Consider the following 26,981-nt stretch of genomic DNA (forward strand, 5'->3'; position numbering starts at 1 on the left):
AATAGGTGTGGAAAAGAATAGGAGGCGTAACCTATGCTAAAGCCGATTTCCTCGCATCTATACCAACATGAAGATACTTGCCACGTATATGTAATTAAAAACGGCAGAGAGGCGGTCTTGATCGATTTTGGATCGGGCACCGTGCTCGAAGAACTGGCGTCAATTGGCGTCGACAACGTAACGGATGTACTTATGACGCATCATCATCGGGATCAAGGGCAAGGCCTGCAGAAAGCGGTCGCGGCAGGTGCGCGCATCTGGGTACCCCATCACGAGCAGGATTTATTTGCGAATATCGACCTGCACTGGCATGGCCGCGAAGTTTACAACAACTACAATGTGCGCCAGGACAAGTTCTCCTTGCTCGAACCCGTACCCATTGCCGGTACTTTGAAGGATTACTCGATCCATATGTTTGGAGGATACTCGTTTAACGTCGTTCCTACGCCCGGCCATACAACGGGATCGATTACGCTTACAGTCGAACTGGACGGTAAACGAACGGCCTTTACGGGAGATTTGATCGCCGGTCCGGGAAAGGTTTGGTCCATGTCCGCGACCCAATGGTCCTATAACGGCTGTGAAGGGGTCATGCACTCGATCCTCTCTTTATCGGTTCTTCGCGAGAAGGGCTTGGACATGCTGCTGCCTTCACATGGCGACATCATGGAGCATCCCGCTTCCGCAATCAGCCCTTTGATCGAGAAGCTGGAACAGCTTCTTCGCTTACGCGGCCAGTATTCGGATTTCGAAAACTTCAGGTCACCGGCATTTCGGGAAATCACGCCTCATCTGCTGTGGAACTCGCGCAGCTTTGCCAATTCCTATGCGCTCATCTCCAAGAGCGGCAAAGCGCTTCTCATCGACTACGGCTATTCCAATATCCATCAGATTTTTACCGCGGGAACGGATCGCGCATCGCGCCGGCCGAACCTCTACCCGATCGAATGGTTGAAAAAGCAATACAACGTCACTAAGATCGACGTGGTCATACCGACTCATTATCATGACGATCACGTGGCCGGGATTAACCTATTGCGCGATGTCGAAGGGACCGAGACGTGGGCAGCCGATAATTTTGCCGATCTATTCGAAAGTCCTTCGCGCTACGACGTACCCTGCATTTGGTATGACCCGATTCCGGTGGACCGCAGATTGCCGCTCGAGCAGTCGATCGCCTGGGAGGAATACGACATTCGCGTCTACGAACAACCGGGCCATACGTTGTATGCGGTGGCCATCTCGTTCGAAGCCGATGGTAAACGCGTATTGGCGATAGGGGATCAGCAAGGCAACGACGGGAATTTAAACAATTACGTCTACAAGAACCGGTTTCGTTCCCATGATTACCTATTAAGCGCGGAGCTGTACCGAAAGCTGAATCCCGATCTCATTATATCCGGCCATTGGGATCCTTTGTGGGTAGAGGAAAGCTACTTCGATAAACTGAAGCGGGACGGGGAAGAGTTAAAGCGGCTTCATGACGAGCTGCTGCCGCTCGATACGCTCGATCTAGGGGCCGAAGGCTTTTGCGCATGGATAAAGCCATACCAAATTGAACTTAGAGGGGGAGAATCGGCCGAAATCGAGGTAGAGGTGTTAAACCCGTTTCCGCGCAGGGAAAAGGTGACGGTTCAATTGATAACGCCGCCGAATTGGAATGCGGAGACCAAGACGCTGCAGCTGGAGTTAGATCCGCACGTCGCAGACAAGGTACGGTTTCATTTAACCGCGCCTGAAGGCCTCTTCATCAAGCGCGCTCGAATCGCCGCCGATATCAAGATAGGGGACCGTAAGCTGGGACAGCAGGCTGAAGCGCTTGTTACAGTGACATAAACGAAGTAAGGAGCGAGGCGGGATAGATGCCTTCGCTCCTTTTTCATGAAACTCCATTTCTCCGGGACTCGCGTGCGAGTTTTGAAACGAGCTTAAATATTCATATGATTTAATGATGTGAAAATCGGATCGTGGAGTGCGAGTAACTAATGGAAGGTGACGTTTATGTCCATACGCGAGGTAGAGCTATCGTTAGAGGGCTTCCGTTATTACGCTCGTCAGATCGACTGTGAAAATGGCATACAGGAACCTATTCTATTCTTGAGCGGCGCGTTTCAGAATATGGATGCCTGGGATAAGTTCGTGCGATATTTTAAAGATAGATGCGCAATGATATTGGTTGATCTCCCCGGAGTGGGCAAATCTGATTTGCTGCCTAAAGAGTACGGATTAGACTATCTGGTGCGGGGGGTGGTACAGACCCTTGATCACCTGTCAATCGAACGGGTAAAGGTGCTTTCGGCATCTTACTCCACGCCAATTGCCTACGAATTCGCGAAACAACACCCTCATCGTGTATCCCGCCTGTTGCTGGCGGGCATTATGAAGGAAATACCGCACGCCTCAAGAGATGGCGTCATACGGACGATTGAGCATTTACAGCGTGGAGACACCGATAAGTTCGCTGATGATGTAGTGAACGGGCTAATTAACACGGATCCGCGGATTGAAATCAATCGGCGCAGGCTCGTGATGAAGCTATTCCGCAGTCAGTTGCTGCAATTGTCTCCGGACCTGGTCGAAAAGTACGTTGCCAATACGCTTCGGCTGTTGACTCATCCCCCGCTCAACATCGAGAACTCGCCTAATGTGCCGGCTTTGATTTTTACCGGGGAGCATGATTTGTTCACGAAACCGGAGTATTGCCGTGAAATCGCCCAATCCTTCTCAAATTCAGCGTATACGACGATTTGTCGTGCGGATCATATTTTCCATCTCGAGCAATTCGACGTTGTCATTCAACTTGTCGACCGATTCTTCTTCGACGCGCCGCTCGACGAGATTCCTGGATGTAATCCGTTCGAATATCGCAGAAGCGGGTCTGGTTGACTGACCGTTTTTCTTCATTTTCAAATGCCCAAACTAAAGGCCAGAGCTCCTCTTCTGAGGGTTCTGGCCTTTAATGATGTGAACTATGATCGAAAGGCGCGCAGCCGCTCGAGTTCCTCCACAAAACCTTTCGGTTCGTCCAATGCCAGATAGACGGCTGCTGACACGTTTATCACTCTTCTTTCAAGCTCTTGATATACCAAGCATCGCAAGCAAAATGTTCCGAGCCCGCAAGCGGAGCGTCCAGCTGCGCGAAGCCATGCTTCGCATAGAAGCGGTTCGCGGCAGTCATATTCCTTAGTGTTTCCAAGTAACACCGCCGATAATGAAGACGGGCAAACGCTACCGCAGTGTCCAGCATAGATGCTGCAATGCCCGTACCCCTTGCGCTGGGCAGCAAGTACATCTTTTGCAACTCGCAGATTTCAGTGGAATCGGCAAATGGAGCTATGCCGCAGCCTCCAACAACCTCGCCGTCCTGCTCAACGACCCAGTATGCTCTTCCCTCTGCTCTATAGTAGTCGGCAAGATGGCTTAAGCTCTCGTCTTCCCAAGCCAGCCCAGCCCGATTGCCTCCGAATTCGATCAGGCATTCCCGTATGACTCGCTCGATGGCGGCGTTATCTTTTGTCTGGATGTCTCGAATGATCAATGAAATAACCTCCGTTTCTACCTGTATTATAGCGTAAGCGGGCCTTTATTGAATCCTTTAACAATGAGCCACACCGCGAGAGTCATTTCATTTGCGGCTACGGGCATTGCCAGAATAGCGCCCCAAAATGAAACTTGTTCAATGACGCCGAACATGACCAGCAAGGTGCACAGAAAAACAAGGGCTGCCCCCGTCATACCCAAGATGGGGATAAACCGTGGTACGAGCTTGGCTCTAAAGAAGATGCAGCTGTACATCATCGTATTGATACCCAGCATGAAAAGCGGCCCGAGCATGAATGTCCAGTCATGGATGGCCTTTAAGATCGTACCCGAGGTTTGGAAAGCTGCGAGATCCGGAGCCTCTGCGGCTATAAACTCGCGGCTTAAAGTCAGCAGCGACAGCACGCTGATGACGCCAATCGTGATAATAATCGCTTCAAGAAATCGGAAGCATAGATGCCAGAGCGCGACCGTTTCATTGTATTTACGCAAGATTGGAAACATGGTCGTTGCCGTACCGACCGCCGAAACGACAAGCATCAGCTCCATTAGCGCTCCAAGTATGACTTGATTGCCGTGTTCAGCGCCTTTAGTAAGGTAATCGGGCTCCTGCAGAATCGGATCATAGAAAATGAGTCCGCCTAGAACTGCCGTAACAGCCGCAAGGATAAAGAAAACGCCTATCATTGTGGCAGCCGTTCTATTCGAGAAATGCATAGGGTTTGCCTCCCTTTATTCCTCCGTATTTTCCCCATAAAAGAATACTTCCTCCAACGGTAAATTGAAGGCAAGCGCGATACGAAAAGCCAGTTCCAGAGACGGGGAGTAATTTCCCTTCTCCAGTGCCACGATGGTTTGCCTGGTCACGCCTACCTTGTCAGCCAGCTGTTGCTGGGTCATTTCATTATGATTGAACCGTAGTCTGCGGATGTGGTTGCCGACAAGATGTTTGCCCATACTAGACTCCTTTCCGATAATGATAAAGTTTAGTAGCGGATCCGGTCACATCAGAGATAAAACCGGAGGCGATCAGGATGATGAACATGATCTGCGAGGGCTGATCGTAAACCAGTGAACCCATGGCAAGAAGAAAGCCGATGATGAACACGAAGAAGGAATTTCGGTGCGCTCTGAGTTCAATGAGTTTATCCAGTTCGTCGGCGAAGGCGGGTTCCTTTTCTCCGGTCGTCATCCTGAAGACGATGTTGAAAATAATGCTGATGACGATGTGCGCGATGATGGAAACCAACATCAGAATGAGCACGAAGGAGCCCCAGTAGCGAAACGTTTCCGCCGACATCAGATCTCCTTCAGGGCGCCGGGGATACATGTAGGCACAATAAAATCCGAAAATGAGTATGGCGCTAATGAGGGATACGATACTCTTCTTTTCTTGATAGGTCATGCTTGAAGCCTCCTGTATATTTTAATGTACATGATGTAAAGTATTCTATACATAAGGTAACCAAGATTAACCACAGTGTCAAGTTTATTTTACATATCCTTTGTCGAAATCGTTAATTCTCACTATACTAAAGAGATATGGAAACTAAAGGGGGCTTCTGCTTAAGATGATCCGGGAGATGACCATTCAAGACTATGATCAGATGGTTGAGCTATGGAGCGCTATCGAAGGACTGGCTATTAGCGGTGCCGATTCTAAATCCAACATTGACTTCTATTTGAAGCGAAATAAAGGATTTAGCTTTGTCTATGAGGCAGATGGGCGCATTGCAGGCACGATCCTATGCGGACATGACGGGCGGAGAGGCTTTATTTATCACGTTGCCGTAAAGCCGGAATTCAGAAATCAGAACATCGGGCAACAAATGGCGGATCTGTGTCTTGGCAAGCTGAAGGAAGCGGGCATCGAGAAATGCCATATCTTCGTGCTTGATGATAACGAAGGCGGCAACCGGTTCTGGAGCCGCACAGGCTGGGAGAAGAGAAGCGGGTTTTCCGTATATTCGAGGGACACGGAAGGAACTTCCGGTTCCGTGCAGAACTAGTGTAATCAACTGACATAATGTAGACTCGCTTACTTCCTCAACATGCAGACAACGGAGGATGCAACGATGACCATTAAAGAACAGACGATTATGCAAGCAAGCGGAAACAGAATTATGACTCGTGATAGAGAAGTCCAGATTGTCGGCAAGATCGACGAACCGCTTATCCTGATCATGGATAACGTATTAAGCGGCGATGAATGCGATGCCTTGATTGCCTTAGCCGCGAATCGGATGCAGCGGGCCAAAATCGGCAAATCGCACACGGTCAGCGATGTTCGGACAAACAGCAGCATGTTCTTCGAGGAAAGCGAGAATGAATGGCTTCAATCCATTGAAGCCAGAACTGCCGAGCTGATGCATGTGCCGATCGCGCATGCCGAACCGCTGCAAATTTTGCATTATAAGGCCGGCCAGCAGTATCAGCCTCATTTGGACTATTTTACGTCCGGCGATGTGGTCAATAATCGGATCAGCACGCTTGTGATGTATTTAAATGACGTGGAAGAAGGCGGCGAAACGTATTTCCCTTCGCTCCGTTTTGCCGTAACGCCCAAGAAGGGAAGCGCCGTCTATTTTGAATACTTTTATAATGATCCTCATCTAAACGAGCTCACGCAGCATGCGGGAAATCCCGTCACGGCCGGTGAGAAATGGGTCGCGACCCAGTGGATGAGAAGACAACGGCATCGATCGTTTTGAAAGCGTGTACAAACTGAAAATGTGAAAGGGGCTGTCCCAAACGTCATCGATAATGACAGCCCCTTTCATCATGAATACCATTTGGTTTGACCGCATTCACTGCGCAGTCGAATGTTTTTCCGATCGCTGTTGTTCCCGGATTCCTTGAATGGATAGGCTAAGGTGGGAATCCACTCACAAAGCCGACCGCTGGCGCTTCTCCAGAATCTTTGCAGGCGTTTCTGACAACATTCCATGCCGGCAAGTCGGTGGATCATTTACGCGGAAGCTGGTTCAGATCGCGGAGCAGAGCTTGGGTGGAACGCAAAATTGGCGATAGTAAAGATTTAAGAGGCAGCCGGGAATTGACTGCCTCTCTCTATGTGCGTTATTTTGTGAAGACTCCCCATGCAAGCAATGGCAGGGGAGTCTTTAAGTTTTGTTTATGAATTATAAACGCTTTCTTAATAAGTTAGTGGTAAATTATGAGAATATTCTGCTTTATTGATAGAAAGGGGGGGAGTTAGGCGAGAAAGCCCTTCGCTTCAGTCGTGTGATGAATCGTCTTAGGACAAGGTATAAAGTTTAGTAGAATTAGCTTTGAAAAAGGGCTCCAACCATGAGTTAACAGTCTGCTGTAGTCCTTAGGGAATGTTTTATTTTTAATAGAGAGAAGGAGTTAAACCATGAAGAAGAAACCAATATTCACCGTTTTATCTTTAGCATTGGCTGCGAGTTTGACGGTTCCAGCAGTTGTAGGTGCTGGTGCTTCTGGGGAGGTGCCAACTACTAACACGGAAATCGTAAAGCTGAATAGCGAGCTTCGAACTGACCAAGAAGTTATCCATGATTTTGAAAAAATATCAGAAAAAGGATTTAAACCAGCGCGGACATCGAAACTTACTACATTTGCTGCTGTTACTCCGTACTATGTTGCAAAGACAACGGTGACATATACCTCGGGGGCTACGTCTGTATCTGATTCATACACTGATAGTAGTAGATCAACAAAGTATAACATTGATCTCATATATGCAAAAGTAAAGGTATATGAGTATGGTGGATTTTATGGGAGTAGCGAGGATACTCAAACTAATTTCTCCCATGCTGGCGCCCAATACGGATCCGGACAAGCTTTAGGTTCAGATACTGAGGCATATGGGCTGCATAAGTTCCAAGAAGCAGGTTTTCAAACTTGGGAACCAGAAACTTATGATACCTAGAAGATACGAAATCTATTTATTCTATTGGAGGGTGTTAACAATGAAAAAAATGATTTCTGTTCTATGCATTGCTGCAGTAGTGTCAGTTCCAACTTCCGTATGGGCAAGTGGATCAAAAAACAATATAATGAGGTAAAATTGATGATAAAACATATTATTCTTAAATTATTAATAATTTCCCTGCTAATCATATCTGTTGGCTGTTCAAATACCTCGAACAAAGTAGTTCAGAAAGGAATAGAGCTTCAGAACATAGATTTTATGAATACAATTGAAAGCACTGCTAACAGAGATAAGCTCCCAAACACTAAATCAGGCGGTATTTCTACAGGATTGTACAACGAAAATGGGGCGATTGAAAAAGAGCTCCACTTTAACTATGACAAAAGTGATAGTATTAAAAAATACATTTCTATAGGAAACTTAATTGATGCGGATAGAGTATACAAATTAATTCTGTTTGTAGATTATAAACAAGAAGTATTTAAGGTTGACGATAGGCCAGCGGCTATTGACTTCACTTTTAAATTAAAAGCAGGAGAAACAACAGAAATACCTTTCGAATTACCGAAATTAGAGACTGGTATTCATGATATACTATTCGTTATTGTTAAGAGCCCTGACAATAAAAGTTTGGATGAGGAATATAGGAAAAGAACAGACTTGAATCACTTACTATTTATTAGATTCAGTGTCTCAATTGAGAGCGATACAGTAAAAGAAACAGTTAATTATAATGAGTTTGGCATTATAGAAAAAAACGATATGTTGGATGGTTTATTTGTCTCAGAGAAAGATAATTTTAAAAGATGGTTGACACAGAAGGTTAAGAAAAATGAAAACATAAATTTTTACATCCGTGCAGGCAATAATAGTAATAAAGAAACAAAAGAGTATGCCGTTATTAATTTGTTTGATTGGATTCAAGAAGATGTTGTCAATGACAGGAAAGTTATATTTTTAAAAGTTAACAATAAGGAATTTGCCAAAGTCAATTCTGAATTTGTTGTTGATGTTAAAGAGCCTGGTGTATATGATTTAACAACTATATTGGTGAGTAATCCTTATCAAAAGCTTGATATTTATAACAGAGGTGCCGAAACTGGTGTCAGAGTAGGGGTTACAGTTGAATAGCCCATCAAGAAGATGGATATGGTGTGGTGTCCTACCTGTAGGAATAGAAAGAAGAAGACGCTCGTGAGGGTGTCTTTTTTTGCTCTTCTGCTTTATTTACAGAAAGGGGCCATAATTTGCTGAAGAAAGCGACAGTTGATCGCAAACGAGAAATGGCGTCATAGACATGAGGTCTGTGACGCCATTATTATTTATTTCGAGGTGCTATTAAAGCTTCAATGCCTTATTGAAGAGCCCTTTTGGGATAGTCTTTTTCAATTCGAAAGCTTATTAATAAGCGGTCCAGCCTGCATCGGCCGTGACGACCGTGCCGTTGACGAAGCTCGCCTCGTCAGAGGCCAGGAACAACGCCACTTTCGCGATCTCTCCCGGTTCGCCGGCGCGCGGGTTGAGAGCGATGCCTGCCATTGCCCGTTCCATACCGAATGGGTTCGGTTCGGTAATCGTCGTGCCAATATTGGTATTAACGCCGCCTGGCGCGATGGCATTGCAACGGATGCCTTTCGTCGCATACTGGAACCCGACGTTCTTCGTCAGGCCGACGACGGCATGCTTCGCAGCGGTATAGGCAGCGCCTGCACGGGAGCCCATCAAGCCGCCTGCGGAAGCGATGTTAACGATGACGCCGCTTTGCTTCTCGAGAAAGAGCGGGATGACTTTGCGGATTGTCCGCATCGGCCCCGTAGTATTGATGGCGAAGATGCGCTCCCACAGCTCGTCCGTCACGTCTCCGGCAGGCACGAAGTTGTCCATAATGCCAGCGTTATTGACGAGGATATCTACCGTTCCGTAGGTTTCGACTGTTGTATTTATAAGCGCTTGTACGTCTTCTTCTTTAGCAACGTTAGCCGCAATCGCGAAGGCCGTGCCGCCTTTGGCGGTTATCTCGTCCACAACGGCTTGCGCGGCTTCCACGCGAAGATCCGATACGGCGACTTTGGCGCCTTCCGAAGCGTATAATTCTGCAATGGCTTTCCCCATGCCTGAGGCGGCACCTGTGACAACAGCAACTTTTCCGGATAATCTCATGATCGTAGCCTCCCATGATTGTTTAATGAGCCTGCTGTTCCGATGAAATAATAAACACATGTTCAATAGAGAACATCTGTTACTTTGATTATAATGAAGGCAGGAAACAAGCCACAATCAGTAAAATTGGCGTGTTTGTTAGGTAACGAACAGATCGGCTCAAACTGTTCAATAAAGCGTCCAAGAAAGGAATGGGAGGCATGAGCGACAATGGCAAACGAACGGACCGCCGGATCGTCCGCAGCAGGACGGCATTACGGCAAGCGCTGCTGACGCTGATGGCGGACAAGCCGTTCACGGCGATCTCCATAACGGAAATCGTGGAGCTGGCCGATTATAACAGGGGGACCTTTTACTCCAATTACGAGAGCAAGGAAGCGCTGCTCGACGATATTATGTCCGATCTGATCGAGAAATTATTGCTCTCCTTCCGGGTGCCGTACGAGAAGGTGGAGTTCTTCCATGTCGATCAGCTGCAGGCGCATTCGGTGAAGCTGTTCGAACATATTTACGAGCATTCCTCCGTGTACACCGTGTTCATGAAAAGCGACATGTTGATGGTTCTCTGGGGGAAAATGTTCGCCGCGATCAAAAACATCCTCAAGGAGGAGCTTGTCTATACCAAGACGGATATCGACGAAGAGCTGCTGCAGATTTATTCCATCCATGCTCTCCTCGGTCTAGTCTTCCATTGGATAGAGAGCGGATATAAGCATTCGCCGGCCTATATGCGGGAGCAGCTGGTGAAAATCATCAATTACCACCCGACGACGGCGAAGACCTCGGTTAATCGAGCAAATCATAATTCACAGTGATGAGGGATATCATGTACAGGATCATGATGGTTGAGGACGACGAGAAAATAAGGCGAATTGTCGCGGATACGTTGAAGAAGTGGCAGTACAACGTGGCGGAAGTGACCGAATTTGACAAGGTGCTGACGGAGTTTGAGCAGACAGGCCCCCATCTCGTTCTGCTGGATATCAATCTGCCGGTTTATGACGGCTACTACTGGTGCCAGCAGATACGCGCGGTTTCGAAGGTGCCCATCATCTTCCTGTCATCGAGAAATCAGAATATGGACATTCTGATGGCGATCAATATGGGCGGGGATGATTTTATCCAGAAACCGTTTGATCTGGATATTCTGGTCGCGAAGATCGGCGCGCTCATCCGCCGCAAGTATACGTATCAGGAGGATGACAGCCTCCGATTCGTCCATCGGGGCTTGAAATTGAACGTGACCAATTCCACGATGGAATACAAAGGGCAAAACGCGGAGCTAAGCCGGAACGAATTCATCCTGCTGCAGTTAATGATGCGGCATATCGGGAAAATCGTCTCGCGCGAGGATTTGATGCAGGCCCTTTGGAATGAAGATCAGTTCATCGACGACAATACGCTGACCGTGAACGTGAACCGGTTGCGCCGGAAGGTCGCCGATCTCGGCTTGGAAGGGTTCATTGCTACCCGGAAGGGAATGGGGTATCTAGTCGAATGACGTTCCTCCGTTTTCTGGACTATGAGAAGCCTTATATCTATCTGTATCTAGCCGGTTTCCTGATCACCGCGGCAGTCTTCTTTGCGGACAGCGATAGCGGCTTGGCATGGGGGACTTATATTTACGCGTTCACGCTCTCTTCGATTGCGCTGCTTGGTTACTTATGGTTTCGTTATCGGCAAACCGTACATACGGTCCGGCAAATGGACAGCGAGGAATCCGACCCTGCGTCGCTGGAAGGAGAGTTTGCCCGGCAGCACATCGAAGAGCTGAAAAAGCAGCATATCCGCGAAATGAATCGGATTCAGGGCAGGCAGCAGGAGCATGATGATTTTATCGTTTCTTGGTTCCATGAGATCAAAACGCCGATTGCGGTGCTCCGCTTGCTCCAGCAAACCGAGATCGATGCGGACAGTTTACGGGAAGAGCTTGCGAAGATCGAGCATTACGTCGATCAAGCGCTCTATTACGCCAAGCTCGACAGCTTCAGCCAGGACTACGACATTCAATCCTGCGATGTGATCCGGATTGCACGTGAAATCGTAAAGGCGCATGCGAAAACTTTCTTCTCCAAACGAATCCGCGTAGAGCTGAAAGCAGAGTCGCTTGAGGTGCAAAGCGATCCGAAATGGCTGCAGTTTATCGTCAATCAGGTGCTGACGAACAGCCTGAAATATACGGAGCCTGGCGGTCGGATTACCATCTCCGCCATGGAAACGCCGCAAGAGAAACAACTGATCATTCGGGATAGCGGGATCGGAATCAGCTCCAAAGACCTGCCGCGCATTTTCAACCGCGGCTTTACCGGCGAAACGGGTCGCACGCATACGAAGTCGACCGGCATGGGCTTATATTTGGCCCAGCAGCTGTCGAACAAGCTCGGACATTACTTGACATGCACGTCCGAGGTCGGCGTCTATACGGCGTTCATCGTTCATTTTCCGAAAGACGACGATCCGTATTTGCGGATTCAGCAAAGAACGCAATGACTAGGTCATTGCGTTCTTCGGGTTGACGATTTTGTAGTAAATGCTGACCGAGGACAAGTAAAACAGGAAGTAAATTAAGAAATACAAGATCAGTACCGCCGAAATAATCGACCTAAGCTGAGAGAAATCCTTGACCTCCCGCAAGGTCGGATAGTACGTAATAAACCAGCTGTGCAGCATGCCCAGAACCAGCGGCGGGAAGAACACGAACAGCAATTGTTTGCGAATGACTCGTTTCATAACCCCGTCGCCGACGCCGATTTTGCGCAAAATCGCGTACTGACCTTGCTGCTCCGTTGCTTCGCGCAGCTGCTTGAAGTAAATGATGCTTCCTAAGGCGAACAACGCGATGACGGCGAGAAAAGAGGCCGAGAAGAGCAGCAGCGACGAGCCTTCGATTTGAATCGAATACAGATCGGCGAACGCGGCGAAGTAAACGCCAGGCGTTGTCGCGACAAGGGCCTGCACGCCCCGCGCCAAGGCGTTAGCGTTCTTGGCGTCCTCGATTTGATAAACGTCGAACGAGACCAGCGCTGCTGGTTGCTTCAAGCCGTCGAAGGCTTCATCGGAAACAACAAGGATGGCTATTTTTTGGCTGGCTTCGCCTTGGCCGTCCGTAGCCATGCTCAGCAGCGTATAGTCCTTCTTCTCGGCGAGCCGGAATGTCGCATTCTTCGCATCATCCTTCACCTTAACCGTAAATTCCGGCTGTTCGCCGCCCTCATACTTGACCGGGTCGGGGATTCCTTTCGAGAGGACAACCGCCTCTTGCCCCTGCAAGTCGACTTGCTGATCGTCACCGCGAAGCTTTACGATCCGATTAAAGTCCGACTCCGGAAACAGAAACAGCTCATCCGTAAAATATTTCGGCTCTCCGAAAGCGATCCCCCGGTCCGAAACAGCCGCGGCCCGCAGCCCTGTGATCGTTTCATGGGCGGTAATCGGATGCTTGGTCTGGATCAGCTGCTCAACGTGTTTCAAGGTTTGCGCATCCGGAGAGGAGAACGCGAGATGGTTCGGAAATTCTCGCTTCACCGCATCGAATTGCACCGCATAGTTGATCGACACGAAGCCGACAAGAAACATGAGTATGGCGCTGAACAAGGAAATGAACGTCAGATTGAGCGCATTGCCGCGAATGGAAAACCGCAGCGCGGAAATCCAAAGCGACCGATCGCCAGCGTAATAGCCATTTCCCCGGCTCATCCGCTGCAGCGTCCAGCCTAGAAATTGCCGGAAAAACAAATACGTTCCGCCGATCACGCCGACCGTGGCCGCAATAAAGCTGGCCATGAAGTTGTCCTTCCAGATGACCTGATCTCCCGTCTTATAGATGAGGAAGAAGGCCTCGCCAAGCAGCAGAACGGCTAACGTCGCGAGCCATGCGGAGAACCGGAGCGGCTTGTCCGTTTTCGCCTTGGCATGAAACAGCTCGACCAACTGAACCCGGCGCACGCTCAGGTAGCTTTGCACACTAATGATGACGGTGAGCAAGGCGAATAAACCGATGGTTTGCCCCGCGGCTTCGATCGGGAACGATAACGAAATCGCCTTATCGTATTGCATCAGATTCATGAGCAGCATACCGAAAAATTTCGACAGCAGCCCGCCGACCAGCATCCCTCCAACAAGCGAAACCGCGCTGAGGAACAGCGTTTCGAGGAAGACCATCCAAGCGACCTGCCGTTCGTTTAACCCGAAGAGCAAATACATCCCGAATTCCTTCTTGCGCTGCTTCATAAAGAACGAGTTGGCATAGAGAATGAAGAAAATGATGAACAGGAATACGACGACGGACGCGACCGATACGCCGAGCTGATAGTTCTGTTTATTTTTGATGGCGGCCAGAACGTCGTCGTTGAACATCAAGGACGAGAACGTGAAATGAATGATGACCCCGATGAGCATGGAAACGAAGTAGATCGTATACAGCCGGAAGTTCCGTTTCATGTTGCGCCAGGATAGATCGAGCAAGCTCATAGCCGGTCGCCCCCTATGGCGCTTTGGATCGTCAGGATGCGATCAAAGAATTGCTTCTCCGTTTGCTCGCCCCTGAACAGCTCGTTCACGAGCTTTCCGTCCCGGAGAAACACCACGCGCCGGCAGTAGCTCGCGGCATACGGGTCGTGGGTAATCATCAGCACCGTGGTCTGAAAGGTTTGATTGAGCAGTTGCATCTGTTCAAGCAGCTGGGTGGCGGAGCGGGAATCGAGCGCACCCGTCGGCTCATCGGCAAACACGATGGCCGGGTTCGTAATGAGCGCCCGCGCAGCAGCCGTGCGCTGCTTCTGTCCGCCGGAAATTTCCGATGGATACTGGTGCAGGATCGACCCGATATTCAGCGCTTCGACCAGCCTCGCCAATCGCTGCTCCATTTCGGCGACCGGCGTTTTTTGCAGCGACAGCGGCAGCAGAATATTTTCTTTCACCGTTAACGTATCCAGCAGGTTGTAATCTTGAAACAGAAATCCCATCCGTTTCTGACGGAATTCCCGCAGTGCTTTCTTCTTCAAGTCGAGCAGCGATTGCCCCTCGATCCATACCTCCCCGCCGCCAAAGGTGTCGATTGTGGAGAGGGTGTTCAATAGGGTCGTTTTCCCGGAGCCGGAAGGGCCCATAATCGCGGTAAATTCGCCTTGTTCGACGGTAAGATCGATATTTTTTAAAACGGGCGTTTTTCCGTATGATTTCGATAAATTCTTGGTTTGAATGATAGCAGTCATCGATTTCTTCCCCCTTATACCCCTACTATACGGCTTCATGCGCAACGCCAACCATCGAAGTAACAACGTCTAAAGTGACATTTTTGTCATGTCGAGAGTGGATTATACGCGGTATACTTGAGCTTGAAGCAAGACCAATCGGAGCTATAACGGAGGGATGTCAGAATGAAAACGATCAAGCGTATGATGGAGCATCAATTGTGGGCGAACCGGGAGCTGCTATCCGGGGTGCGTGAAAGCGGGAAAGACAATCGGGAAGCGCTAAAGCTGCTGCGGCATATCGCGGTTGCGGAGCAGGTATGGATCACGCGGCTGAGCGGCGAAAGCAGCGGCAAGCTTCAGCTTTGGACCGATGACGCCGAGCTTGCTTCGCTCACGGAGCTCATCGCCAGCAACGAGAGTCGTTACGCCGCGTTTATGGATGGGTTGACCGAGGAGCGGTTGGACGATATCGTCACCTATGCGAACCAGAGCGGCACGGTGTTCCATACGTCCATTCGGGACATTCTGACGCACGTTGCCCTGCACGGCCAATACCACCGCGGGCAGATCAATCGCGTTTTACGCGAAGCGTCGGGCGAGCCGAAGGCGCTGGACTTTATTTTATATGCGAGGTTGTCCTAAAAGCCAACAAACAAAGCGCGGTGAGTGTGCAGAACCACCGCGCTTTGTTTTTATATCTTCTTCAGAAAAGGGTAGGAATAGGGGGGCACGCTACGGCGTCGATAAATCTCTGGTCGATGCCATAGAAGTACCAGTAGGATCCGCTCCATCTGAACCCGGCAACGCCATCCGCGTCGACATAAGTCGGGTAGAACCAGAAGTTTTCGCCCGACCTAAGCCAAATATAGGTGTACTCGTATATGCAGTCGACGATATAGGATACTGCGGGTTTCGGCGGGATGTATGCCGGAGGAGGAGATGGCGGCGGCGGTCTCTTTGGTCCTTCAAATCTGGATGGATACATGACATCACTCCTAGCGGAAGATATTCATGGTGAAACAGCAGGCGTACCTTATGGTACGTAGGTGAATGACCATTTGATTGGACGTATGCCTACGCGGGACCGTTTTGCGCGGCTAATCGCCCATGATATGATGTTGGTAATACTTGGACTCGAAAGGACCGGCCCATGACCAAGATCGTTCTGATCGAAGATAACGAACAGCTGCAAAAATACATCTGCGAATACCTGAGCGCCTACGGCTTTGAACCGCATGTGCTGACGGATTACGATGCCGTGCTGGAGACGATCGATGCGATTGCGCCAAAGCTGATCCTGTTGGACATTACGCTGCCGAAATTCGACGGCTTTTACTTTCTCAAGCTGATCCGGAAGCGGTTCACGACCCCGATTATCGTCATATCGGCGCGCAGCGAGGAAAGCGAGCAAATCCGGGGCATCGACATGGGCGCGGATGACTATGTGACCAAACCGTTTGCGATCGGCGTTCTGGTGGCGAAGATCAACGCGGTCTTGCGAAGATCGGACCAGGCCGCGAACGAGATCGTCTCCGGTCCGCTCGTGCTCTGCAGCGATACGATGAAGGTACGGGTCAAGGAAGGCCTGTCCGCGGAGCTGTCGAAGAATGAATTCCGCGTGCTGCGCCTGCTCTTGCGAAACGCCTCGCAAATTGTCAGCCGCGAGCAGCTGCTGGAGGAGTTGTGGGACGACACGAGCTTCGTAGACGACAACACGCTGACCGTCAACATGACCCGCGTCAAAAAGAAGCTCGCCGAGCTCGGACTCGGCAACGCGATCCAAACGAAGAGAGGCGTCGGCTATGTTCTTGATACGGCTCATTCTCCGGACGCTTGATAGCGAACGGAAGGCGCTGGCCGTCTATCTGTTAAATGCGGCGCTCTTGATTCTGATCTTCAACTTAATGCTGGATACCGTTAGCATCGTGTATCCCGTCTGCGTGAGCTTGGCGGTCTTCATCGTCTACTTCGCCCGGAAAGCTTACGCGCTGCATGGCTTCCTTGAATCGCTTGATGAGGCCAAAGCGCCGGGCGACTACACTTATGCCGCCGAGAGCGCCAAGGAACGGCAGGTGTTTGCCGCCATCGAAGACATCCATGCGGCTTACCATGATAAGCTTGCGGCCCTGCACGACAAGCTGGAAGGGCGCAATTCGCTGTTCTCGCAGTTCGTGCACAATATGAAGTCTTCGCTGGCCGTGATCGAGCTTGCGAGCGCGAAAACATCCCTCGACGCGATGAGCGATATCGCCCTGGAGAACGAGAAGCTGAAAGCCAATATGGAACAGGTGCTGAACCTGCTGCGGCTGGATGAATTCTCGAACGATTACGTGCCGGAGCGGGTCGATCTGATGGAGCTCGTCCAAGCGGTCATCAACGACAATCGCCGCGCGTTTATCTATGCCGGCGTGTACCCGAAGCTAAACGGCAAGCCCGCCGATGTCTATACGGACCGCAAATGGTGCGCGTACATGCTTGATCAGATCGTAACGAATGCCATCAAGTATAGCGGGGCGGGAAAAAGCGTATACTTCGAGATTGAGAGCGGGCCCGGGGATAACCGTGTCTCCGTGCGGATCCGAGATGAAGGCGAAGGCATCGACCCGGAAGATATGCCGCGGGTGTTCGAGCTGTTCTTCACAGGCAGGAACGGCCGCGCCAACAAGAACGCAACGGGCATCGGATTAGCGATGGTCAAGCATATCGCGAAGCGGCTGGGGCATGAGGTCAGCTTGACGTCCGCCTTCGGCGAAGGCACCTGCGTAACCGTTTCTTTCCTTTCAAAATTGAAAGCTTACTGAAAGCCGAATCCATTTGAGCGATTCGGTTTTTTTTCTATGATTAGAGCAGAAATGGAGGAGAGCGAAACCAATGAGCGACATCATACAAGTGGATCGCCTATCGAAGATTTACCGGTCGTTTAAAGGCGCGAAGGAAGTCAAAGCGCTGGATAATATCAGCTTCACCGCCGCGAAAGGCGATTTCATCGGCATCATGGGGCCGAGCGGCAGCGGCAAAACGTCGCTGCTCAACGTGCTCTCCGGCGTGGACACAGCCACGTCCGGCGAGGTGACGATCGACGGGAAGTCGATCGCGAAGCTGACGAAGGACGATCTGGCGTTGTTCAGGCGCCGGCAGATCGGCTATATTTTTCAAGATTTCAATCTGCTGGACAGCTTGACGCTCAAGGAGAATATCGCGCTGCCGCTCATTCTCGACCATGTGCCGGCGCAGCAGATCGAAAGCCGCGTGGACGACATGATGTCGTTCTTCGGCATTGCGGACCTTGCCGGCAAGTATCAGTACCATGTGTCGGGCGGACAGAAGCAGCGCGTCGCGGCAGCCAGGGCGTTGATTCCCGAACCGGCCGTCGTCTTCGCGGACGAGCCGACCGGCAATCTGGACTCCAAGTCGGCGTCCGATATTATGGATATGCTGACGCAGATGAACGAGCAGCGTGCCAGTACCATCCTGATGGTGACCCATGACGCCTTTGCCGCTTCCTACTGCAAACGGATTATCTTTATTAAAGACGGCCAAATTAACCTGCAAATCCAGCGGGCGGGGGACCGGAAGGCGTTCTTCGACAAGATTCTGGAGATTCTAAGCGTAATGAGAGGCGATGCCCAGTGACATTTACGCATATCGTAAGCAAAAACCTGCGGTACAACTTCAAACGTTTCCTGTCCTACTTGTTCGTCAACAGCTTCGTGGTTGCCGTTCTGTTCATGTATGGCAGCCTGCTGTTTAACGAGATCTTGGCAAAAGACATCGCCATGAAGCTGGTCTCGGATTACATCGAAATCGCGGCTTACGCCATTATCCTGTTCAGTATCGCGTTCGTGTCCTATACCGGCATCTATTTCGTGAAATCCAGAGGCAAGGAGTTCGGCGTCTACTTGACGCTCGGCATGACCACCCGCGACCTGATGCGCATGGTCATCTTCGAGAGTTTTGTCGTCGTCATCGGCTCCGCGATTTGCGGGATCGCCGCCGGACTGTTGGTGTCGAAATTGTTTTACTTAATATTGGCCAAGATTCTGGGACTTACGGCCGACATTTATTTTATCAGCTATAAAACGTACTTGCTTAGCTTAGGCGTATTTCTGTTTGTCTTTCTATGCAATCTTCTCTTTACGAGCACATTCATTCGCAAGCTGTCCATTATTCAAATTGCCAAGGCGTCGAGCACGAAGGGGTTAGCCAAGTCGCGCCCCGTAATCGGCGGCGTGGCAGCGGTCGTCTTTATCGCTTCTTTGTGGTCGTTTCATGCCACTCTGACGGGCAATGAATGGTTGAACGACCTAATGGGAGACGATCAGTCGACATGGCTGCTGGCGGATATGATGGCGATGTTCGTGTCGCTTTATTTTGCGATTGCCTCCGGCATCGACGCCGTAAGGGCGATATTCGCGCGGTTTCCCGCCTTATATAACCGCAACATCTTGATCCTGTCCAGTCTGTCGCACCGATTCTTCACCTATAAAGTCTCGCTTTATATCGTATCGCTCTTGATCGCGCTGTCCCTTTTCTTTACCGGGTTCGGATTATCCATCTACAGCTATACGAAGAAAACGATCGACGAATATGTGCCTTTCGATTTCATGATTGAGTCCACTCACGGCATTAACGTCATCGGCAAGAATGAGATTAAAGCCATCGTTGAAGCGAACGGGGGCGCAGTAGGGACGTTCAGCGCCTTTGAATACATTCGCAACGAGAACTATCGGGCATTCTCCGGCCAGTTCGTGTATTTCAACAAAGCCAGCTTCATCGTCAGCGAAACGAACTTTAATAAGCACATGAACATGTCGGTCGATGTAGCGCCGGATGAGCTGCTTCTCGTGCATAATCAGAAGGGCGAGGAACAAGAGAAGGTCGATTATGACTCGCTGCTTACCGTTGAGCCGTGGCGTGCCGGCAACGCCCGTGCAGAAGCGTTTCGCCAAAATCCGACCAATGCCGACCGGTTCGTGAAGTCGCTGGGCGATATCGCCAGATTGAAGTATGAGCAGCCAAAAACGCGCACCATGTATGCCTCTTTCATTGATTCCTACGGCAATGTGGAGTTCGAGAGCGTCATGGCCAACGTGGTTGACGATTCGGTTTATGACAGCCTGCGTCAGGAGGAGCACAGCACGGCGTATCTGTTCAATCTGAAGAGCGGGGATGGGAGTGCAATCTTCGCGGCCCTTCTGGATGCGCTGCGGGACAAAAACAACGACCAGAGCCTGTGGTCAACGGCGCAAGCGCAATTAGGCGTGAAAGATCAGGCGGAATATTTGCGGCCGATCTATAAAGCAGAACGGATCGATGTAATGCTCCGAATCAATGGCTTCATGTTCTTTTCCTTTGCTTTCATGGGCTTGCTCTTCCTCATGTCCTCTATTGTCGTGCTTTATTATAAGATCGTGACCGATGTGGACGAAGAGAAGGAGAAAATCTCGCTGTTGAAGAAGATCGGGCTTACCGGGGCCGAGTGCAGGTCGTATCTGCAGGCGCATCTGGCGATTCTATTCTTCACGCCGCTGGTCATCGGCGGTATCCCGGTCCTGTTTTTGCTGCATGCTTCATTTGGCTTTACGGTCTATGCCGGCTATTTAATGGCGCGGGTGCTCATGCTGTATGGCTTGTTCGCGCTCATGAACACGGTGTTTTATTTGACGCTCCGCAAGAAGTTTTTTCGCGGCGCGGGTCTCGCCGCTTGACATGGGCTTTACGAAGTAACTATACTGGTTACAACGGTGGTGGGAACATGAAACAAATAAGCACGCGATTCTCCATCGCGGTTCATATCCTTTCGCTGATTGCGGTCAGTCCGGGCGATTGTACCGGGGACTATATCGCAGGCAGCGTAAACACGAATCCGGTTGTAGTCAGAAGAATTATGGGGATGCTGAAGAAGGCCGGCTTAGTGGACGTACGTCCCGGGGTCGGCGGCGCTTCCTTGCGCAAGCGTCCCGATGAGATCACGCTTCTTAACGTATATCGGGCCGTGGACGTCATTGAGGGGAATCAGCTGTTCCGTTTGCACGAAGCGCCGAACCCGGTTTGCCCTGTCGGGCGCAATATCGAATCGGTGCTCCAGTCCGAATTGAAGGAAGCGCAAACGGCGATGGAACAGAGGCTGTCGCAAACGCATTTGGGCCAGCTGATCGAACGGTTCACTTAAAAAATGAAAGCTCTTCACGAGCTTTTATTTTATACCTTTGTTATAACCATAACGGTTATAACAAGACAAATTACAACATACCATGGGAGGTAAGCGGAATGAAATTGTTAGTTACAGGCGCTACAGGGAGATTGGGCTCGAAGGTTGTCGAGACATTATTAAGAACGGTGCCGGCGAGCCAGCTCGCCGTCAGCGTGCGCAATCCGGAGAAAGCCGAGGCGCTTCGCGCCTTGGGAGTAGACGTTCGGCATGGCGATTTTGACCGTCCGGAGACTTTGGATGCCGCCTTCGCGGGAATTGACCGCCTCTTGATTATATCTGCCGATGGGGACAACGAAACAAGAGCTCGGCAGCACACGAATGCAGTAGCCGCAGCGCAGCGCGCAAAAGTCGGTTTCATAGCTTACACTAGCTTAGCTGGTGCCGGTGAAAGCACGATGTTTCTTGCGCCGCCGCATCGCGTGACCGAAGAGGCCATTCTGAAATCCGGCATTCCTTACTCGATCCTGCGCAACAACTGGTATCTGGAGAACGAGGTTCCTAGCATTCAGGGCGTACAGGCTGGTGCACCGTGGGTAACATCGGCTGGATGGGGCAAGGCGGGCTGGGCAACGCGGCACGATTATGCCGAAGCGGCAGCCGCGGTGCTGACGGGTTCCGGGCACGAGAATACGATTTATGAGCTGTCCGGCAAGCTGCTGACGCAAGAAGAGTTCGCGGCTGCGGTCGGCGCGGTGCTGGGTAAGGACGTTCCCGTGCTGCAAGTCGATGACGTGAAATATGCCGAAATTATGAAAGACGCCGGCGTACCTGAAGGATTCATTCCATTCCTCGTAAGCATTCAATCCGGCATTCGTGACGGGGCACTGGAGGTTGTGATCAGCGATTTCGAGAAGCTGCTCGGACGGCCTGCCGTTCCGGTAGGCGAAGCTTTGAGCCAGCTTGTGCGTGAAATAGGCTAACCGCCGCCGCGTTGTCCGCGCAAAGCGACAAAAGACCGAGTTCGAGGGCGTTTCGGCCCGAGGGCACGGTCTTTTTGTTGGGTTGGCCTCGCTAACGAACCCTACAGACGTTAATACAGGAGAATAGCCGTACTTTGGGATCTAACGATCTAACGAACTCACGGACGCTATTGCACGTAAATCCGTCGAAAAACTGCAATTGCAATGACTGCAGGCAGCCCCGCCTTGCACCAATGTGCGTAAAATGCAAGGAAAACCGGCCTCGCCTCTGATACACTGATAGTGAAAGGAGGCTGCATACGTGGATTGGTTGTCGCGAATGAACAACGCGCTGGACTATATCGAAGAGCATCTCACCGGAACCGTCGACCTGGCGGAAGCGGCTGGGAAGGCTTACTGCTCGAGCACCCATTTTCAGCGGATGTTCACTTTTATAACGAATATCTCGCTGTCCGAATACGTGCGGCGCAGACGGATGACGCTGGCGGCCTTTGAGCTTCAGAACAGCCCGATCAAAGTCATCGAGCTCGCTTTGAAGTACGGCTACGAGTCGCCGGAAGCCTTTACTCGCGCGTTTCATCAGCTTCACGGCGTTACGCCCTCCGCCGCGCGCGATAAAGGGATGCAGCTGAAGGCCTATCCCCGTATGTCCTTCCATATCACGATTAAGGGAGATGCAGAGATGAATTATCGGATCGAAGAACGCGGCGGGTTTGCCGTATTCGGCGTGGAGCAAGTCATCGATTGCAGGAACGGCAACAATTTCGTACAGATTCCCGAGTTTTGGAGAGCTTCCATGGAAGACGGCAGTTTTAACCGCGTCATGAATGCGGCTCCGCCGTGCAGCATCCCCGGACTGGGCGAGGTCGGCGCGATCATGTGCTATCGGCATACAGGAGAAGATACGTTCCCTTATATGATCTGCGCGTTCGATTTCCAATCGGAGGCGGACCCGCAAGGGCTGCAGCGGCTCGAAGTGAAGCCCCACACTTGGGCGATCTTTAAATCGGAGGAAGGCACTCAGGCGGAGACAGGGGAGAAAATCCAGGCGGTCTGGAAGCGCATCTTTCCGGAATGGTTCCCGAATTCGGGCTATGAGCATGCCGACGGCCCCGAGCTGGAGTTGTATTTCCACACGGGAGATAATCGCGGGTACTCCGAAGTGTGGATTCCAGTGGTGAAGAAAGCATAATCACTGCTGCGAGCAGCGGCTGACGCATACACCGTTTCCGGGCTTCGGCCCGGGGCGGTATTTTTTTATTTTGTTTCACTGAAAACAACAATTGCTCAATTTTATGGTCCGTGCAACAATACAGTTCAGGATAATTTTTACAATGGGAGGTTCACATAGAGAGGAAAGCGCTGATAGCGCTAAAGGACATAAAGCTGTCATGAAGCCGGAAGCTCCTCGATTTTCGCGGGGGCTTACGGCTTTTCATTTTTTCTGCCTGATGGCAGTTACTGGATTAATTCGTTCGCTAGAAGGGAAGAGTAAGCGAAGTTTTGCAGTTTCCGTTTCACCTGCGCGTGAACCCTTAAAAGTGTGGTATTATATAGTGGTGTAACGTTTCACCAAGCAAATAAATACATAACGAGAGTGAGTGGACAAACGTGAACAACTCTGCTGAAACGAGCCAGGCTCCTTCTAAAATACTGCTAAGCAACGGAAACTTGCAGTTTACTTTTTTGAACAGCGGTGATTTGTATCAAGCCTCCCATGGGGACGTGTTCATCAATCAAGTGCTTTCCAATCCGATCGACGGATCGTTAAACAATGTGTTCCTAAGACTGTATGCGGCTGACGGCACAATCGCGGATGTCATTCCGCTGCTGGGCGTTCGGTCCCAAAGCCGCTTCGCTTACTCGGCGCAAGCCGCAGTATGGGAAGGCACGGCACAAGGCGTTGCCTACAAAGTGGTGTTCCGGCTGTCGGACCGCGGCATCTGGTTCTGGGATGTAACCCTGTCCGGTAACGGCGTGCAAGCCGATCTGGTATACGGACAAGACATCGGCAACGCCAATCGCGGCGCCGTCCGTTCCAATGAAGCCTACGTCTCGCAATACATCGGTCATTCCGTATTTGAAGATAAAGAGAAAGGCTATGTCATCTGCTCCAGACAGAACCAGCCGCAGCAAGGAAAATTCCCTTATTTGCAGCAGGGCGCGCTGACAGGCGCTGTCGGCTACGCGACGGACGGATTCCAGCTGTTCGGTTTGCCGTACAAAGACAGCTACGAGCCGGCAGGTCTGAAGCACCCGTCACTCCCTAATGAAGTGTACCAATACGAATTCGCTTACGCGGCGCTGCAGTCCGGGCGGATTCAGCTGAATGGCTCGGCACGCATCGTATTCTACGGTTTGTTCAGCGACAATCACGCCGATGCAATCACCTCGCTTGAATACGGAGCCGATGTTGCCGAAGCATGGTCGCAAATCGCGGAGCAGCCGCTGGAAGGCGTTCAAGAGGCGGCGAAGGTTGCGCTGCGCTCGAATATCGGCCAGCCGCTTCAGGCTGCTTCCTTGACGCAAGCGGACATCGAGAAGCGCTATCCGGCGCGTCAGCTGGAGGAGCGGGACGGAGACACGTTGCTTGCGTTCTTCACGCCGACTCACGAGCATGTCGTGCTGAAGGAGAAAGAGCTTCGCGTCGAGCGTCCGCACGGTCATATGCTGATGAGCGGCAACAACGACAAGATCAACGAGCATGTGCTGGCATCGACGACCTTCATGTACGGCATGTTCAACTCCCATATCGTTGTGGGCAATACCTCTTTTAACAAAATGATGTCCAATGCCCGCAGCGCGCTCAACATGTTCAAGACATCCGGCCAGCGCGTCTATGTGGAGCTCGAGGGCAGATACCGCCTTCTGGCGCTGCCGTCCGCCTATGAGCTTGGCTTTAACTATGCGAAGTGGATTTATCAGCTGCCGGAGGATCGCATTGTCGTGACGAGCTTTACGACGGTCGATACGCCTGAGGTGCGGCTGCAGGTCGTTTCCGAGAGCGGCAAAGCCTACCGTTACTTGGTGACGAACCAAGTGACGATGGATAACAACGAGTACGAAGTGCCGTTCCGCATGGAGCAAGATGGCGATATCGTTACGTTCCGTGCGGATGACCGTTCGTACAGCCGTTCCATCTATCCGGATCTGTGCTACCGCATGAAACTCACGGGCGCCGCTATGAGTATCGGCGACGAGCGTTTGTTGGCCGAGAACGTCCAGTCTGGCGATGCATCGCTTGTCGTGCTGGAGGTTGAGGCTTCCGCGCAGTGGAGCCTTACGATTCAAGGCCTTCTCTACGGACAGGAGCTGCCGTTCGTGGAGCGCAATGCGGAAGAGGAAGCGGCCAAGTACCGTGATTTCTACTACAACGTGATGAACGGATTCCGCCTGTCGCTGCCGGATGGAGCCGAGTCGGCCGAGCTGGGCAAATTCAATACGCTGGCTTGGTGGTACACGCAGAACATGCTCGTTCACTTCTCCACACCGCACGGTCTCGAGCAGTACGGCGGCGCAGCATGGGGATCGCGCGACGTCTGCCAAGGGCCGATTGAATACTTCATGGCTACGCAAAAATACGACGTTGTCCGTGACATCCTTCAAACGGTGTTCTCGCATCAGTATGAGGATACGGGCAATTGGCCGCAATGGTTCATGTACGACAAGTACATCAAGGTACAAGCGGGAGAGAGCCACGGCGATATTATCGTTTGGCCGCTGAAAGTCATCGGCGACTACTTGAACGTCACGAAGGACTACAGCATTTTGGAAGTACAGCTTCCGTATATGGACAGCCAAAAGTTCGAGTTTACGGAGCAAACGGATACGCTGCTCGGCCACGTGCTGAAAGAAATCGCGTATATCAAGGATCATTTCTTGCACGGCACGCACTTGTCGTCGTACGGCGACGGCGATTGGGACGATACGCTGCAGCCGGCGAACGCGCAGCTGAAGAAATACCTCGTCAGCAGCTGGACCGTAGCCTTGACTTATCAAGTGATGAAGCAGCTGGCAGCGGCGCTTGCCGGCTACAAGAAGGAATTGGCCGACGAGCTTGGCGAGCTGGCGGCGGGCATCCAGGCCGACTTCAACCGCTACATGCTGCCGACAGGCGTCATTCCGGGTTTCTTGTACATGGAGAATCCGGAGCAGGTGAAGCTGATGATTCATCCGGACGAGCAGGAAACCGGCATCCAGTACCGTTTGCTGCCGATGACGCGAAGCATGATCGGCGAGCTGCTCACGAAGGAGCAGGCGGAAGCCCACTACGGCATCATCAAGGACAAGCTGTACTGCCCGGACGGCGTTCGCCTCATGAACAGACCGGCAGCCTACAGCGGCGGCGTAAGCACGCGTTTCAAGCGGGCGGAGCAGGCGTCCAACTTCGGGCGGGAGATCGGCTTGCAGTACGTGCATGCGCATATCCGGTTCATCGAAGCGATGGCGAAGCTCGGATTCCAGGATGAGGCATGGAAAGGACTGCAGATGATCAATCCGGTCGGCCTGCAAGACGTGGTGCCGAATGCGGAAATCCGTCAAAGCAACGCTTACTTCAGCAGCTCCGACGGCAAATTCAACGATCGTTACGAAGCGCAGGAGCGGTTCGATGAGCTGCGTCAAGGCAAGGTTCAAGTGAAAGGCGGATGGAGAGTCTACTCCAGCGGCCCGGGAATCTACATGAACCAGCTGATCTCGAACTGCCTCGGCATTCGCCAGGAGGGCGGCGATCTGGTGATCGACCCCGTACTGCCGAAGCATCTGAACGGGCTGCAGTTTGAGTTCAAGTTCATGGATCAGCCGGTCCGGTTTGTCTATCATCTGGACGGCGGGGCGCAGCGCCGCGTAACCATTAACGGAGCGGAAGCCGGCGTGCGGGAGACGGCGAACCGATATCGTCAAGGAGGCGTGCGGGTTAGCCGTGAAGCCCTTCAATCGGGATTGCGTGCCGATCAGAACGTGATTGAAATTTATATGTAATCGACAGAAATCAAGGAGCCGATCCCCCAATCGGCTCCTTTTTTGTGATAATCTGA

At 51.3% G+C, this 26,981-nt stretch carries 25 protein-coding genes; 18 read left to right on the top strand and 7 right to left on the bottom strand.

The features are described 5' to 3' along the window. Window positions 1-33: 33 nt before the first annotated feature. Both DL346_RS27110 and DL346_RS27115 read left to right on the top strand, forming a co-directional pair. On the top strand, window positions 34-1,836 hold the full coding sequence (locus DL346_RS27110; protein WP_112885522.1) for an MBL fold metallo-hydrolase: 1,803 nt from the start codon (window positions 34-36) through the stop codon (window positions 1,834-1,836). Between the two features lie 165 nt (window positions 1,837-2,001). Next, window positions 2,002-2,886, top strand: coding sequence for an alpha/beta fold hydrolase (locus tag DL346_RS27115; protein WP_112885523.1), 885 nt, complete (start codon window positions 2,002-2,004; stop codon window positions 2,884-2,886). Window positions 2,887-3,058: 172 nt separating this feature from the next. On the opposite strand, the gene DL346_RS27120 is transcribed toward DL346_RS27115, so the two are convergent. The 4 genes from DL346_RS27120 to DL346_RS27135 are packed head-to-tail and all read right to left on the bottom strand — an operon-like array spanning window position 3,059 to window position 4,945. Beyond that, complete coding sequence (locus DL346_RS27120; RefSeq protein ID WP_112885524.1) at window positions 3,059-3,538, bottom strand: GNAT family N-acetyltransferase; 480 nt, start codon at window positions 3,536-3,538, stop codon at window positions 3,059-3,061. 26 nt (window positions 3,539-3,564) lie between these two features. Further along, window positions 3,565-4,257 (bottom strand): DUF4386 domain-containing protein, encoded by a 693-nt coding sequence (locus DL346_RS27125; RefSeq protein ID WP_112885525.1) that lies wholly within the window; start codon window positions 4,255-4,257, stop codon window positions 3,565-3,567. A 15-nt stretch (window positions 4,258-4,272) separates the two neighbouring features. Further along, entirely contained in the window at window positions 4,273-4,497 is a 225-nt protein-coding gene (locus DL346_RS27130; RefSeq protein WP_112885526.1) for a helix-turn-helix transcriptional regulator, read from the bottom strand. Window position 4,498: 1 nt separating this feature from the next. Next, on the bottom strand, window positions 4,499-4,945 hold the full coding sequence (locus DL346_RS27135) for a hypothetical protein (RefSeq protein ID WP_112885527.1): 447 nt from the start codon (window positions 4,943-4,945) through the stop codon (window positions 4,499-4,501). A 166-nt stretch (window positions 4,946-5,111) separates the two neighbouring features. Between DL346_RS27135 and DL346_RS27140 the strand changes: the two genes are divergently transcribed. The 4 genes from DL346_RS27140 to DL346_RS27155 all read left to right on the top strand — a co-directional run bounded on the left by DL346_RS27140 (window position 5,112) and on the right by DL346_RS27155 (window position 8,587). Then, a complete protein-coding gene (locus DL346_RS27140; RefSeq protein WP_112885528.1) occupies window positions 5,112-5,549 on the top strand; it encodes a GNAT family N-acetyltransferase in 438 nt (145 codons plus the stop codon). A gap of 66 nt (window positions 5,550-5,615) precedes the next feature. Beyond that, window positions 5,616-6,251, top strand: coding sequence for a 2OG-Fe(II) oxygenase (locus DL346_RS27145; RefSeq protein WP_240633464.1), 636 nt, complete (start codon window positions 5,616-5,618; stop codon window positions 6,249-6,251). 665 nt (window positions 6,252-6,916) lie between these two features. After that, window positions 6,917-7,453 (top strand): hypothetical protein, encoded by a 537-nt coding sequence (locus DL346_RS27150; RefSeq protein ID WP_112885530.1) that lies wholly within the window; start codon window positions 6,917-6,919, stop codon window positions 7,451-7,453. 141 nt (window positions 7,454-7,594) lie between these two features. Next, window positions 7,595-8,587, top strand: a complete 993-nt coding sequence (locus tag DL346_RS27155) for a hypothetical protein (protein ID WP_112885645.1) — start codon at window positions 7,595-7,597, stop codon at window positions 8,585-8,587. Window positions 8,588-8,857: 270 nt separating this feature from the next. Here DL346_RS27155 and DL346_RS27160 read toward each other — a convergent pair whose 3' ends face one another. After that, complete coding sequence (locus tag DL346_RS27160; RefSeq protein WP_112885531.1) at window positions 8,858-9,616, bottom strand: SDR family oxidoreductase; 759 nt, start codon at window positions 9,614-9,616, stop codon at window positions 8,858-8,860. Window positions 9,617-9,816: 200 nt separating this feature from the next. Between DL346_RS27160 and DL346_RS27165 the strand changes: the two genes are divergently transcribed. Genes DL346_RS27165 through DL346_RS27175 form a run of 3 tightly spaced genes read left to right on the top strand, consistent with a single transcriptional unit; the run spans window position 9,817 to window position 12,106 of the window. Further along, window positions 9,817-10,431: a TetR/AcrR family transcriptional regulator gene (locus tag DL346_RS27165; RefSeq protein ID WP_112885532.1), complete on the top strand. Its 615-nt coding sequence runs from the start codon at window positions 9,817-9,819 to the stop codon at window positions 10,429-10,431. Window positions 10,432-10,442: 11 nt separating this feature from the next. Then, window positions 10,443-11,117 carry a response regulator transcription factor gene (locus DL346_RS27170; protein ID WP_112885533.1) on the top strand — a complete coding sequence of 225 codons (675 nt, stop codon included), beginning with the start codon at window positions 10,443-10,445 and terminating at the stop codon, window positions 11,115-11,117. Beyond that, window positions 11,114-12,106 carry a sensor histidine kinase gene (locus DL346_RS27175; RefSeq protein WP_112885534.1) on the top strand — a complete coding sequence of 331 codons (993 nt, stop codon included), beginning with the start codon at window positions 11,114-11,116 and terminating at the stop codon, window positions 12,104-12,106. Before DL346_RS27170 ends, DL346_RS27175 begins: the two co-directional genes overlap by 4 nt. Here DL346_RS27175 and DL346_RS27180 read toward each other — a convergent pair whose 3' ends face one another. Together DL346_RS27180 and DL346_RS27185 are read right to left on the bottom strand one after the other, a co-directional pair. Next, window positions 12,107-14,086, bottom strand: a complete 1,980-nt coding sequence (locus DL346_RS27180) for an ABC transporter permease (protein WP_112885535.1) — start codon at window positions 14,084-14,086, stop codon at window positions 12,107-12,109. After that, window positions 14,083-14,829: an ABC transporter ATP-binding protein gene (locus DL346_RS27185; RefSeq protein WP_112885536.1), complete on the bottom strand. Its 747-nt coding sequence runs from the start codon at window positions 14,827-14,829 to the stop codon at window positions 14,083-14,085. The genes DL346_RS27180 and DL346_RS27185 overlap by 4 nt, the downstream gene beginning before the upstream one ends. Before the next feature lie 165 nt (window positions 14,830-14,994). Here DL346_RS27185 and DL346_RS27190 point away from each other — a divergent pair, with 165 nt between their 5' ends. The 9 genes from DL346_RS27190 to DL346_RS27235 all read left to right on the top strand — a co-directional run bounded on the left by DL346_RS27190 (window position 14,995) and on the right by DL346_RS27235 (window position 26,925). After that, window positions 14,995-15,453 carry a DinB family protein gene (locus DL346_RS27190; RefSeq protein WP_112885537.1) on the top strand — a complete coding sequence of 153 codons (459 nt, stop codon included), beginning with the start codon at window positions 14,995-14,997 and terminating at the stop codon, window positions 15,451-15,453. A gap of 508 nt (window positions 15,454-15,961) precedes the next feature. Then, complete coding sequence (locus tag DL346_RS27200; protein ID WP_112885646.1) at window positions 15,962-16,648, top strand: response regulator transcription factor; 687 nt, start codon at window positions 15,962-15,964, stop codon at window positions 16,646-16,648. Further along, window positions 16,614-17,612, top strand: coding sequence for a sensor histidine kinase (locus DL346_RS27205; protein ID WP_112885539.1), 999 nt, complete (start codon window positions 16,614-16,616; stop codon window positions 17,610-17,612). The genes DL346_RS27200 and DL346_RS27205 overlap by 35 nt, the downstream gene beginning before the upstream one ends. Window positions 17,613-17,682: 70 nt before the next feature. Continuing rightward, window positions 17,683-18,444: an ABC transporter ATP-binding protein gene (locus DL346_RS27210; RefSeq protein ID WP_112885540.1), complete on the top strand. Its 762-nt coding sequence runs from the start codon at window positions 17,683-17,685 to the stop codon at window positions 18,442-18,444. Beyond that, window positions 18,441-20,519 carry an FtsX-like permease family protein gene (locus tag DL346_RS27215; protein WP_112885541.1) on the top strand — a complete coding sequence of 693 codons (2,079 nt, stop codon included), beginning with the start codon at window positions 18,441-18,443 and terminating at the stop codon, window positions 20,517-20,519. The genes DL346_RS27210 and DL346_RS27215 overlap by 4 nt, the downstream gene beginning before the upstream one ends. Window positions 20,520-20,566: 47 nt before the next feature. Beyond that, window positions 20,567-20,983: an Rrf2 family transcriptional regulator gene (locus tag DL346_RS27220; RefSeq protein WP_112885542.1), complete on the top strand. Its 417-nt coding sequence runs from the start codon at window positions 20,567-20,569 to the stop codon at window positions 20,981-20,983. 98 nt (window positions 20,984-21,081) lie between these two features. After that, window positions 21,082-21,945: an SDR family oxidoreductase gene (locus DL346_RS27225; protein ID WP_112885543.1), complete on the top strand. Its 864-nt coding sequence runs from the start codon at window positions 21,082-21,084 to the stop codon at window positions 21,943-21,945. A gap of 301 nt (window positions 21,946-22,246) precedes the next feature. Then, on the top strand, window positions 22,247-23,137 hold the full coding sequence (locus tag DL346_RS27230; RefSeq protein WP_112885544.1) for an AraC family transcriptional regulator: 891 nt from the start codon (window positions 22,247-22,249) through the stop codon (window positions 23,135-23,137). 494 nt (window positions 23,138-23,631) lie between these two features. Further along, window positions 23,632-26,925: a GH36-type glycosyl hydrolase domain-containing protein gene (locus tag DL346_RS27235; protein ID WP_240633465.1), complete on the top strand. Its 3,294-nt coding sequence runs from the start codon at window positions 23,632-23,634 to the stop codon at window positions 26,923-26,925. Window positions 26,926-26,981: the final 56 nt, after the last annotated feature.

It is taken from the genome of Paenibacillus montanisoli (genome assembly GCF_003268025.1).
In the GTDB taxonomy this organism is placed as follows: domain Bacteria; phylum Bacillota; class Bacilli; order Paenibacillales; family Paenibacillaceae; genus Paenibacillus_Z; species Paenibacillus_Z montanisoli.